Annotated in this window: 7 protein-coding genes; 5 read left to right on the top strand and 2 right to left on the bottom strand. The window is 67.7% G+C overall.

The features are described from left to right. The first annotated feature begins 52 nt into the window (after positions 1 to 52). The 5 genes from ACFCV8_RS00605 to ACFCV8_RS00625 all read left to right on the top strand — a co-directional run bounded on the left by ACFCV8_RS00605 (position 53) and on the right by ACFCV8_RS00625 (position 7,273). Positions 53 to 2,020 carry an HYR domain-containing protein gene (locus ACFCV8_RS00605; protein ID WP_376683025.1) on the top strand — a complete coding sequence of 656 codons (1,968 nt, stop codon included), beginning with the start codon at positions 53 to 55 and terminating at the stop codon, positions 2,018 to 2,020. Between the two features lie 106 nt (positions 2,021 to 2,126). Then, complete coding sequence (locus ACFCV8_RS00610; protein WP_376683026.1) at positions 2,127 to 2,996, top strand: DUF4255 domain-containing protein; 870 nt, start codon at positions 2,127 to 2,129, stop codon at positions 2,994 to 2,996. Continuing rightward, positions 2,993 to 5,086, top strand: coding sequence for an ATP-binding protein (locus ACFCV8_RS00615; RefSeq protein ID WP_376683027.1), 2,094 nt, complete (start codon positions 2,993 to 2,995; stop codon positions 5,084 to 5,086). The genes ACFCV8_RS00610 and ACFCV8_RS00615 overlap by 4 nt, the downstream gene beginning before the upstream one ends. Positions 5,087 to 5,213: 127 nt before the next feature. Continuing rightward, positions 5,214 to 6,002 carry an alpha/beta fold hydrolase gene (locus ACFCV8_RS00620; protein ID WP_376683036.1) on the top strand — a complete coding sequence of 263 codons (789 nt, stop codon included), beginning with the start codon at positions 5,214 to 5,216 and terminating at the stop codon, positions 6,000 to 6,002. A 14-nt stretch (positions 6,003 to 6,016) separates the two neighbouring features. Continuing rightward, the gene (locus tag ACFCV8_RS00625) at positions 6,017 to 7,273 is read left to right on the top strand and encodes a cytochrome P450 (RefSeq protein ID WP_376683028.1); all 1,257 of its coding nucleotides are present in this window, start codon (positions 6,017 to 6,019) and stop codon (positions 7,271 to 7,273) included. A 3-nt stretch (positions 7,274 to 7,276) separates the two neighbouring features. On the opposite strand, the gene ACFCV8_RS00630 is transcribed toward ACFCV8_RS00625, so the two are convergent. Together ACFCV8_RS00630 and ACFCV8_RS00635 are read right to left on the bottom strand one after the other, a co-directional pair. Continuing rightward, on the bottom strand, positions 7,277 to 8,209 hold the full coding sequence (locus tag ACFCV8_RS00630; protein ID WP_376683029.1) for a WD40 repeat domain-containing protein: 933 nt from the start codon (positions 8,207 to 8,209) through the stop codon (positions 7,277 to 7,279). Continuing rightward, the coding region (locus tag ACFCV8_RS00635; protein ID WP_376683030.1) for a hypothetical protein at positions 8,209 to 11,175 on the bottom strand (2,967 nt) is incomplete at its 5' end. The genes ACFCV8_RS00630 and ACFCV8_RS00635, both read right to left, overlap by 1 nt.

Genomic DNA, 11,175 nt, shown 5'->3' on the forward strand with positions numbered 1-11,175 from the left:
GCCGCGTCGGACTCTTGCCGCACTCCGGATCCCGGCGCTCGCGCTGCTGCTCGTGGCCACCGGTGTCGCGCCCGGTTCGGCCGTCACGACCGGGGCACCACCGGTGGCCTCGGTGCCCGAATCCTCGGTCACGCCCGCCGAGTTCACCGACGCGGTGGACCCGGGCGGATCCACGGGTGTGGACAAGCAGGTGCGTACGCCGGTGATCCCGCCGCGGCCGGACGTGATCCTGCTGGTGGACGGCACCCGCAGCATGGAAACGCCGATCCAGCGGGTGAAGGAGCGCATCCCCGAGATCACCGAGGCGATCCGCGGCGAGCAGCGGGATTCCCGTTTCGCCGTGGCCACCTTCGGCGACGAATGGGCGGACCCTCCCGAGGCCGGATTCAAGGTGCTCCAGGGGCTGACGTACGACCTGGGCGAGGTGCAGACGGGCGTCAACCAGCTCAAGGCCAACTTGGGCACCGACAGCAAGGGCCCCGCCGAGGACTGGCTCTACGCCTTGTGGAAGCTGGCCAACGGCGGTGACGGGAAGACCGTGTTCCGCCCCGACTCCAGCCCGGTCGTCGTGTTGGTCGGCGACGCGTCCAGCCACGAGCCCAGCAACTACAAATGGAGCTTCAGCGACGCCGAGACCGCCCTCCAGGACGCGGGGGCGCGACTGATCGCGGTCGGCCTGAACAGCACGCTGGGCGACACTCTCAACGGCAACGGCCGGATACCCGGTTACGAAGGCGATCCGACGCACGATCCGGAACAGGCCCGGCGGATGGTGGCCGCCACCAACGGCCGGATGGTCGACGACATCGAGGGCGACGGTGTCGTCGACGCCATCATCGATGGCTTCCGCAACCTCCCCACCAACGTGGGCTACCGCCTGGACAACTGCGATCCGCATCTGTCCGTCAGCCTCGACCCGCCCACCCAGCAGCTCATCAGCGGCGAGACCGCGCACTTCGCGGAGAACATCGACGTCTCCGCCGACGCGCCCCAGGGCACCCGGCTGAGCTGCACCGTCCAGTTCCTGATGGGCACCCAGATCCCGGGCGCGGAGGCGATCGGGCCCGCCGCGGCCGCCGACCCGGACTTCCAGGAGCAGATCTACATCGATGTGAACGACATCGACGCGCCCGTCGTCACCGTGGACGATCTGACCGTCCGCGCCAAGGGCAAGGACGGCGCGGACGTCACGTACACCGCCACCGCCGAGGACGCCACCGACGGCACGCTCCCGGTGAGCTGCACGCCCGCCTCCGGTTCGCTCTTCCCGGTCGGCGTCACGACCGTGACCTGCACGGCGACCGACTCGGCGGGCAACACGGGGACGGACACCGCGCAGATCGAGGTCCTGGAACCCCCCGTCCCGCCATCGGCGGACGTGTCGGTGCGGGTGGACGTCAGCCCCGACCGCACGTACACCGGACGCCAGGCCCACACCCGCTTCGTCATCACCAACGCGGGCCCGGACCCGGCGACGGGTGTGGTCCTCGGCACCACCTGGCCGAAGACCGCCGAGGCGGGGGACCGCACCCTGCCCGCCTCGACCCGCTGCACGGCGGCGAAACCCTGCACCGTGCCGCCCGGCGGCCGGATCGAGGTGACCCAGAACGCGACGTACCGGGCCGCGGTCACCGGGAACGTACGGGCCACCGTGCGCGGCACACTGCCGGACCGCCGCACGGCCAACAACCAGGACACCGACCGGCTGCGCGTCCTGAAGCCCTCGCTGACCGTCACCCCGCAGGTCGCCAAGCCGGGGCAGCCGGTGCTGGCTCGCGGCAAGGACTACCCGCCGGGCGCGACGGTACGTTTCACGTGGAACATCGGCATCACGTCCGACGGAGCCACCGCCAGGGTGGGCCGCGACGGCACCTTCGAGATACAGGTCCTGGTCCTGCGCAAGGACAGGCTGGGGCCGCGCATCCTGCGGGCTGACTCGCGCGATCTCGCCCGGCTCCAGAAACCGGTCCTGGTGGTGCAGCGCAATCTCCAGCCGCCGGACTTCGCGGGGCGCGCATGAGTGCTGACGGGTCCTACGAGTCGCGGATGCGGATGCGGATGTGTATGCGTGCCGCTGGGCTCCGCGGGTCGCTCATGCGGGCCGACGACCATACGGGGGTGGCCGGGTGATCCACGAGGTCGACGACGTACTGCGGGCCCTGATCAGGGCGGAGGTGCTCGGCGGCGGCCAGATCGCGGTGGTCTTCGACGCCCCGACGCGGGAGTGGGCGGCGAAGGTCAACGCGCCGATGGTCAACCTGTACCTCTACGACATCCGCGAGGACATGCGCAGACGTGAGCGCGGTCTGCACAACGACTACGACGAGCGGGGCACGATCATCGCGCGCCGCCGCCCGCCCCGCTTCTTCAAGCTGTCGTACCTGATCACGGCGTGGACCAAGCGCCCGGAGGACGAACACCGGCTGCTCTCGTCCCTGCTGGGCTGCCTGCTGCGGTACGAGGCGCTGCCACCGGACCGGATGGCGGGCACCCTGGCGGAGATCGGGGCGCCGGTGCCGATGTCGATCGCGCTGCCTCCCCCGGAGGACCGCTCGTTCGCGGACGTGTGGAGCGCGCTGGGCGGGGAGCTGAAGCCCTCGCTCGACCTGGTCGTCAGCGTGCCGGTGACCGCGTCGCCGAGTTACGCGGTCGGGCCGCCGGTGGGCGACGAGGGGCTGGAGGCCCGGTTCGGGGACGTACCCGGGCGCACCGAACCCGTTTCGGAGCCGATGCCGGGGCGCGGCGGGCTTCCGGTGTACGGGGGCCGCCCGGGGCGGCCGGCGCGTCCGGACGGGGACCTCGCCGCGTCCCGACCCGCCGACGGGGAGCGACGACGCGGCCTGTCCCTCCGCATCACGGAGACCCGGAGGGCGGGGAGCGGGCGCGCCGGTACGGGGAGCGCGGGGGCGGGAGCTTCGGGAACAGGGACCTCGGGAACGGGGAGTACGGGAACGGGGAGTACGGGAACGGGGACTACGGAGGACGGGGCTGAATGACCACCGCGGGTGATCCGAACCTGCGCCATCTCCTCGCCCGCGCGGTGGCCGTGGAGCAGCGCATCCGACGGGCCGTCGAGGCCAGGCAGCTCACCGATCCGGACCCGGACGACGGCTTCCGCGGGCTCTACCTCACGGACGAGAACATCGCCCGGCTGCTGGACGAGAGCGAGGCCCGCGCCTTCCCGGACCCCGCACCCGATCCCGTACCCGACCCCGCGCTCCCCGTCACCGAAGCCCCCGCCTCCGCGCCCACGGCCGGGGCCGATCCGGGTGGGGGGCAGGCGTCCAGACTGACGTCGCTGGCCGCCGAGTTCGGCCTGACGGACCTCGACATCGAGATCCTGCTCATCACGCTCGTACCCGATCTCGACGACCGGTTCGAGGCGTTCTACGGCTACCTCAACGACGACGTCACCCGCCGCCGCCCCTCCATCGGACTGGCCCTGGGGCTGTGCGGGCTGTCCCCCGCCGACCAGGAGGCGCGCGGCCGGCTCGCGGCCCGTGCCCCGCTCCGCGAGGGCCGCCTGCTGCTGGTCGAGGACCTGGACCGGCCGTTCCTGAGCCGGGCGCTGCGCGTTCCCGACCGGGTGACCGCGCACCTGCTGGGCGACGACACCCCCGACCCGCGCCTCGCCGACCTCCTCGCCCCGTGGCACGCCGTACCCGGCGTCGGCGACCCGGTCCCGCTCGCCGGGGCCCTCGCCCACGGCGTCCCGCTCGCCTACCTCCGCGAGGACCAGGGCGGCGCCGGCACCGCCCTCGCGGCCTCCGCGCTGACCTGCGCGGGCCACCGGGTCCTCGGCCTGGACCTGGCCCGCCTCGCCGAGGACCCGGCCCCCGCCGAGGCCGTCCGCTCGCTGGTGCGGGAGGCCCGGCTGACCGGCGCGGGCGTGGTCGGCGCCCCGCTCGACGCGGTCTGCCGCGACCACCCGGGGCTCCTGAGGCTGCTCACCGGCACCCCGGTCCCCACGGTCCTGGTGGGCCGGGCCCCCTGGGACGCGGCCTGGTCCGCCGCCCCGCCGCTGCTCCTGCACGCCCCGCGCGTCGAACCCGCCACCAGGGCGGCCCTCTGGACCGACGCATACGACGCGCCCGTCCCCGCGGCCGTCGACGTGGACCGGCTGCTCTCCCCGTTCCTGCTCACCCCGGAACAGATCACCCGCGCCGCCCGGGGCGCCGCCCAGACCACCCACCTGGACGGCGGAACCCTCACCCCCGACCACGTACGCCAGGGCGCCCGCGCCCAGAACGCGGCGGGCCTGGACCGGCTGGCCCGCCGCATCGAACCCGCCGTCGGCTGGAACGACCTGGTGCTCCCGCCCGACACCCACGCCCAGCTCCGCGAGCTCACCGCCCGCGCCCGGCACCGCGACCGGGTCCTGGGGGAGTGGGGCATGCGCCCCGGTGGCGGCCGGGGCCGCGGCGTCTCGGCGCTCTTCGCGGGCGACTCCGGCACCGGCAAGACGATGTCGGCCGAGGTCATCGCCGCCGATCTGGGCCTGGACCTCTACACGGTCGACCTCGCGACGGTCATCGACAAGTACGTGGGCGAGACGGAGAAGAACCTGGAGCGGATCTTCTCCGAGGCGGCGGGCGTGAACGGCGTCCTCCTCTTCGACGAGGCGGACGCGATCTTCGGCAAGCGCTCGGACGTGAAGGACGCCCATGACCGCTACGCGAACGTCGAGAGCGCGTACCTCCTCCAGCGCATGGAGTCCTTCGACGGCCTGGCCATCCTCGCCACCAACCTCCGGGCCAATCTGGACGACGCCTTCACCCGCCGCCTGGACCTCGTCATCGACTTCCCGGTCCCGGACCCGGAGCAGCGCCAGGTCCTCTGGGAACGCTGCCTGGGCCCCGTACTGCCCCGTGGCACGGACCTGGACCTCGCGTTCTGCGCGGAGAACTTCGAGCTGGCGGGCGGCAACATCCGCTCGATCGCGGTGACCGCCGCGTACCTGGCCGCGGACACCGGCGAACCCGTGACGATGCCGACGCTGATCCACGCCGTCCAGCGCGAGTACCAGAAGCTGGGCCGGCTGACCCTGGCGTCGGAGTTCGGCCCGTACCTGGAGCTGCTGGCCTGAGCACCGGCCGACGCGGGCCCTATTGCGCGGGTGCGGAGTTGGCGCGACCGTGGTCCGGAACCGGTGAACCGTTCCTCCGTACCCACGTACGCGTATCCGTACTGCCATGGGAGTCAGCGTGACCGCACTGCCCGTTCCGCCCCACGAGTTGCCTCATGAGCTGCACGGCGAAGGCCCGCACAAGGTGATCGCGGTGCACGGCTGGCTCGCCGACCGTTCCGCGTACGCCCCCGTGCTCCCCGACCTCGACCTCGCCTCGTTCACGTACGCGGTGGTGGACCTGCGCGGATACGGCGAGGCCCGCGACGCGGACGGTACGTACACCACGGGCGAGGGGGCCGGGGACGTGCTCGCGCTGGCCGACCGGCTCGGCTGGGCGCGGTTCTCGCTGATCGGCCACTCGATGGGCGGATCGGTCGTCCAGCGGGTGCTGGCCGACGCACCGGAGCGGGTGCGGAGGATGGCCGGGGTCTCGCCGGTCCCCGCCTCCGGGCTGCCGCTGCCGCCCGAGCAGTGGGAGCTGTTCGCCGGGGCGGCCGACACCCCGGCCAACCGCCGAGCCATCCTCGACACCACCACCGGCGGCCGCCGCCCGGCCGCCTGGCTGGACCGGATGGTGCGCCGCTCGGTGGAGTGCAGCGACGCGAAGGCGTTCCGGGCCTGGCTGGACTCCTGGGCGGGCGAGGACTTCCACGACCGGATCGAGGGCTCGCCGGTACCGGCCCTCGCGGTGGCGGGTGCCCTGGACCCGGCCCTGTCCGCGGAACTGCAACGCGGCACCTGGATGCGCTGGTACCCGAACGCCGAGCTCGTGGAACTGCCGGGGTGCGGCCACTACGCGATGGACGAGACCCCGCTCGACGTGATCCGGGTGGTGGAGGACTTCCTGCGGGCGGACGCGGACGCGGACGCGTGAGTGGTTCCGTGCCCGTGACCGTCCCGCAGGTCTTCGACCCGAGGCTGTACGGGCAGGGCGTCCCGCACGACCGCTACCGCCTCCTGCGCGACCACCACCCGGTGGCGTGGCAGGAGGAGCCGGAGGTGCTCGGCTGGCCGGAGGGCCCGGGCTTCTGGGCGGTCAGCCGGCACGCGGACGTGGTACGGGTGCTGAAGGACTCCGCGACGTACTCCTCGTACCTGGGCGCCACCCAGATCCGCGACCCGGACCCGGCCGACCTGCCGTTCATCCGCCGCATGATGCTCAACCAGGACCCGCCGCACCACCGCCGCCTGCGCACCCTGGTCAGCCGCGCCTTCACCCCCAAGCGCATCGACCGCTTCGGAACGGTCGTACGTGAACGGGCCCGCGCCCTGCTCACCCGCGCGGTCGCCGAGGCGCGATCCGGGGACGGCACCTGCGACCTCGTCGCCCACGTCACCGACGAATACGCCCTGCTCAACCTCACCGACCTGCTCGGCGTACCGGACACCGACCGCGCGCTGCTCCTCCACTGGACGCGGCGCGTCATCGGCTACCAGGACCCCGACGAGTCGGGCACCCCCGTACCCGGCCCGGACGGCAAACCGCTCAACCCCCGCTCCCCGTCCGCCCTGCGCGACATGTTCGACTACGCCCACGACCTGGCCGCCCACAAGCGCCGCCACCCGGCCGACGACGTGATGACGGCCCTGGCCACGGACCCCGAACTGACCGCGCCCGAACTGGAGATGTTCTTCTTCCTCCTGGTCATCGCGGGCAACGACACGGTCCGCAGCGCGGCCCCCGGCGGCCTGAGTCTGCTGGCGGAACACCCGGACGAGTACCGCCGCCTGTGCGACGGCGAGGCGGGATACGACACCGCCGTCGACGAACTCCTCCGCCGCCACCCTCCGGTCCTCACCTTCCGCCGCACGGCCACCCAGGACACGGAGCTGGCCGGCACCCGCATCCGCGCGGGCGACAAGGTGGTCGTCCTCCACGCCTCCGCCAACCACGACGAACGCGCCTTCCCGACCCCGTTCACCCTGGACCTCACCCGCACCCCCAACCCCCACATCTCCTTCGGCGACGGCCCGCATGTCTGCTTGGGCGCGCATTTTGCGCGCCTGCAGCTGAGGGTGCTGTACGAGGAGGTGTGCAGGGTCCTTCCGTCAGGTCGGCTCCAACTGGCCTCCCCACCGGATCGGTTGGTGTCGAACTTCATCAACGGGGTGAAGGCGCTCCGAGTGCGGGTGGTTGCAGCCTGAAGGTCAGGCGACTGCCCAGGCGAGGGCCTGCCCGTCGTCACCACCACTGAGCAGAACCGAACCGTCCAGGCTGAAGGCCAGTGCCTGCACCCGACCAATGTGTTGGCGCTGGCTGCTGATTCGCTGGCCGTCCGACAGGCGAAACAGATTGATATAGCCCGACAACATTCCCATGGCGAAGTGTTCCCCATCGGGGTGGAACGCGACTGACCAGTAGTCGTCTGCCTTTCGCCCGAATATTTCGGGTCGATGTAGATTTCTTGTTCGGGTTTCCCAGACAACTGTGCTCTTTGCGTATGCGTCAATTGCGACGATGTATTTACCCTTCGGGCTGAAACTCAGCCAGCGCAAGCGCTCAGGTGCTTCAGGGAGAACACCTGCTGGACTCTTGTCGAGCAATGAAATCAGCAGGATGCTGGACTCGCCGGATCCACCGACCGCGAATTCCTGACGGTTCGGATGGAAGGCAATTATTGGGACCAGGCTGGCGTGGCTCGTTTTTCGTGACGCTGGTGGCTCCTGGCGCCAAACAATGTTCTGAGATTCCAGGTGTTGAATTTGAGTACTAGTACCGCTGGTGGCAAGAAAAGGCTCAGCGATATTCGCCCATACAACGTTTTCATTCACTGGTTCGGACTGTGAGTCATCGGTCAGATCGATGAGAGTGAGTCGCTGTGTACTGATGCCGGTCACGCCGAGAAGGCCGTTTTTCCCGCGAGTCAGTACATGGCAGGTGTCCTGTTGTGCGGAGAGCCGGGAGAGTTGTGGTACCTGCATTTGGGAAAATTCTGGAAGACTCCATCGGCTCAGTGCGGGATGCTGGCCATCAGCGGCCTGGCCGACGAAGAAGTCTCGTCCATCGGGGGCGACCGAAATGCAAGTGACCAAGGTTGGATTGGTGAGTGGTATTTTTGTGGGTGAGGGGATGATTTCCATCAGGGGATCGGCCTTTCGTTCTCGTCGAGGAGAGGGCGTCCGTCTATCCGTTTTGCGTTGGGTATCCCTCCGTCGGCTATTTCGCTGGTGAAAGAGGTGCCGAGGTCTCGCTGCTGGCCATACTGGTGACCTCCTGCCTGGAGCCTGCGGTTCCAGGATCTTGTGATGAGGCGCCAGTTATTTTTCTCGACGTTGTGATCGCGGCGAGCAGTGTCGTCCTGTTTATGCCCATCGCTCTTCCAGTGCTGTGCGAGAGGTATCGGATGGTGATCTACGTCGTACTCCGTGTTCTTTATGTGCGTCGCTTTTAGTTCTTTTTTGTCGAACAGATCCAGTGCGTTATTGGGTAACTTGTATCGCTGATCAAGATCCTCCAGGCTGGTTCGAGCTGCCGGATTATATCCATTCTTGAGGATATTCGTGACGTCCTCTACGAGTGTTTCTTTCTCTTTCTTTCTCCATGAATTCGATTTTGTTTTCCAGCCGCTGCCAAGAACGTAGAGTCTCGTCCGCACGTCGTAACCGGGCGGGAGTCGACGGGTCCCGGTTGGGGTGACGAACTGCTGCATGCTCTTGAGTTTGCTCAGTGAAATGATCTGTTTGGCGAGCATCTGTTCAAGTGGTTGATAGAGCTTCTGCTCCTTTTCTTCCAGCCACTGCTTGCTCAGCCTGTCGGCTTCAGCCTGAGTTTTGATCTTATTCTTTTCTATCCGTTTCTTTATTCGATTGGCTACCGTTTTCTCTGCCGATCTCTTATTTCTCTTCCATTTGGCTTCAGCGTCAGAGAGTTTTGCAAGGGTTGATTCAACTCCGGATATCGCTTCAAGGGCTTCCTTCCTTTCTGTTTCGGGAAGCTTTTCGGCTTCTTCCTTTACTTTCCTCATGACGGAGCGAACTTCGCCGGCAAATGCACTTGCTATTATTACTCGGAGTCCTGAATCGGTAGTTTTGGCGGTGAGTGTATGCGGCTCGCCAGACGTCATCGAGAAGGGCTTCTTTATCGAGCGAGGTAGCACTTTCGGTGGACTCCAGCTGAACTCTGCAGTCTTGCCCTCTCCTTTCTTGTTCTTGGTGTCGCCGTTCTTTCCTTTCCCTTTGAGTTTGTTCCAGAGGACTTTGCCCTTCCTGGCGATGAGGTTGATAATTTTGTCGATGGCGCGGTTGACGGGTTTGGATACGGCGTGGAAGACGGATTTGACTTTGTTGGCGAGGCCGCTGATGCCGAGGAGGGAGGCGAGGAAGCCGATCAATAACGGGATGCTGGTGGCGAGGGCTGTTTCGACCATTTTGGGGACGCCTGCTGCGCCGCCGTTGGTGATGGCGATGACGGCGTCGAGGACGGCGTTGACGAAGTCGACGATTTGGGCGCCCTGGTTCACGATGAACGTGACGATGTCGATGATGCCTTTGACGGCGCGGATGAAGGCGGAGGCGGGGTTGAGGAGGGAGATGATCCAGGTGATGCCGGCGATGAGGACGGTGGGGATGAGGTAGGTGGTGAGTTTTTCGAGGATGGTGGCTTTGAGGTCGCCTGCTTCCTGGGTGATTTCGTTGACGGCGCCGGCGGGGCCTTCGGTGGCGAGTTTCTTCGCGACGGGGACGGAGGTTTCGATGGTGGTGAGGGCTTGTTCGGGGATGCCCTTTTGGGTGATGCGGGTGCGGATGTTGGCCCAGGTGAGGCCGAGGAGGGCGCCGATGAGCTGGATGATGCCCTTGAGGTCGAAGCGTTGGGGGAGTTCGAGTCCGGCTTTGACGGCGGTGCCGAGCAGCCAGGAGACGAGTCCTGTTTTGAGGTGGTCGGCGATGTTGTTGATGAAGAGGTGGAGTCCGGCGCCGACGGCCTTGACGAGGTTGCCGAGGAACCCGATGGGGTCCTTGATGATCTTCATGACCGCTGAGGCGGCCTTGGCGAGGATGTTGAGGAGGAGGCTTGTCAGCTCCTTCACTGTCTTGATGACGCCGACGATCGCTTCCTTGGCCTTCTGGACGAGGCCCTTGTTGGCTTCCTGGAGTTTCTTGATCTCCTCGTCGATCTTGTTGAGTGCGGCGGTGTATTTGTTCGCGAGGTCCTGGACGAGCTGTTCGGACTTTTCGTTGACGGTGGCTTCGAGGTCGTCGAATTTCCCGGCGAAGTCGGTGGCGGCGTCCTGGCCGAACTGTTTGAGGTCGGCGGGGAGTTTGTCGACCTCGGTCTTGAGTTCGGCCCGCCCCTTGGCGATGCGGGCTTTGGCCTTGCCGAGTTCGGTGCCGATGACGTCCGCGACGGACGAGATGACGGTCTGCATCTTCGCCACGTAGAGTTTGCGGGCTTCCTGGAAGAGCTGGTTGGCTTCTTCCGGCATGCCCATGAGTTTGTCCTTGGCCCATTTCGCGCCGCCGAACATGCCTGAGTAGCGTTTGTCCTTGTAGGCCTTCATGCGGCGTTTGTGGTCGGCGGTGAACGCGTCCCGGGCGGCTTTCTCACCGGTGGTGAACGCGGTGTCGACCTTTTTGTCGAGGTCGGTGAGGGTGGTCTCGACGTCCTTCTTCGTGGAGTCGTAGACCTTCTGGAGTTTCGCGGTGGCCTCGGCCCGCCGCTTCTCATCCTTCGACTTGGTTTCGCCCTTGCCGCTGTCGACGTGTTTCCCGGCCGTGGCGCGGGTGGCGGTGAGGGTGCTGAGGGCCTGGGCGCCGGAGGCGGCGGCACCGGCCTTCGCGGTGGTGAGCTGCTGGGCTTCGGCGGCCCTGCCTTTGGCGGGGGCTTTCGCGGAGTCGGTCTCGGCGGTTTTTTTCGCGGACAGGGCCTGGTCGAATTCGGGTTCGTTGCCCTTGGCGAGCTGGTCCTCGGTGACCTCGGCGTCGGCCATGGCCTGGTCGTTGGCGGCGGGGCCCTGGGAGAAGTCGGTGACGGCGGGGGGCTGTTTGTCGGGGACGGCGTCGGCGGCGGGGGGTGCGCCGGGGTTGGGCGGGGGCTGGTCGGGGGACAT

Origin of the sequence: Streptomyces sp. NPDC056347, assembly GCF_042262625.1 — a bacterium.
Taxonomy (GTDB): domain Bacteria; phylum Actinomycetota; class Actinomycetes; order Streptomycetales; family Streptomycetaceae; genus Streptomyces.

Excerpts from the sequence above, each read along its gene's own strand:
- ACFCV8_RS00630 (WP_376683029.1), bottom strand. The coding sequence starts at position 8,209 with ATGGAAATCATCCCCTCACCCACAAAAATACCACTCACCAATCCAACC.
- ACFCV8_RS00615 (WP_376683027.1), top strand. The coding sequence starts at position 2,993 with ATGACCACCGCGGGTGATCCGAACCTGCGCCATCTCCTCGCCCGCGCG.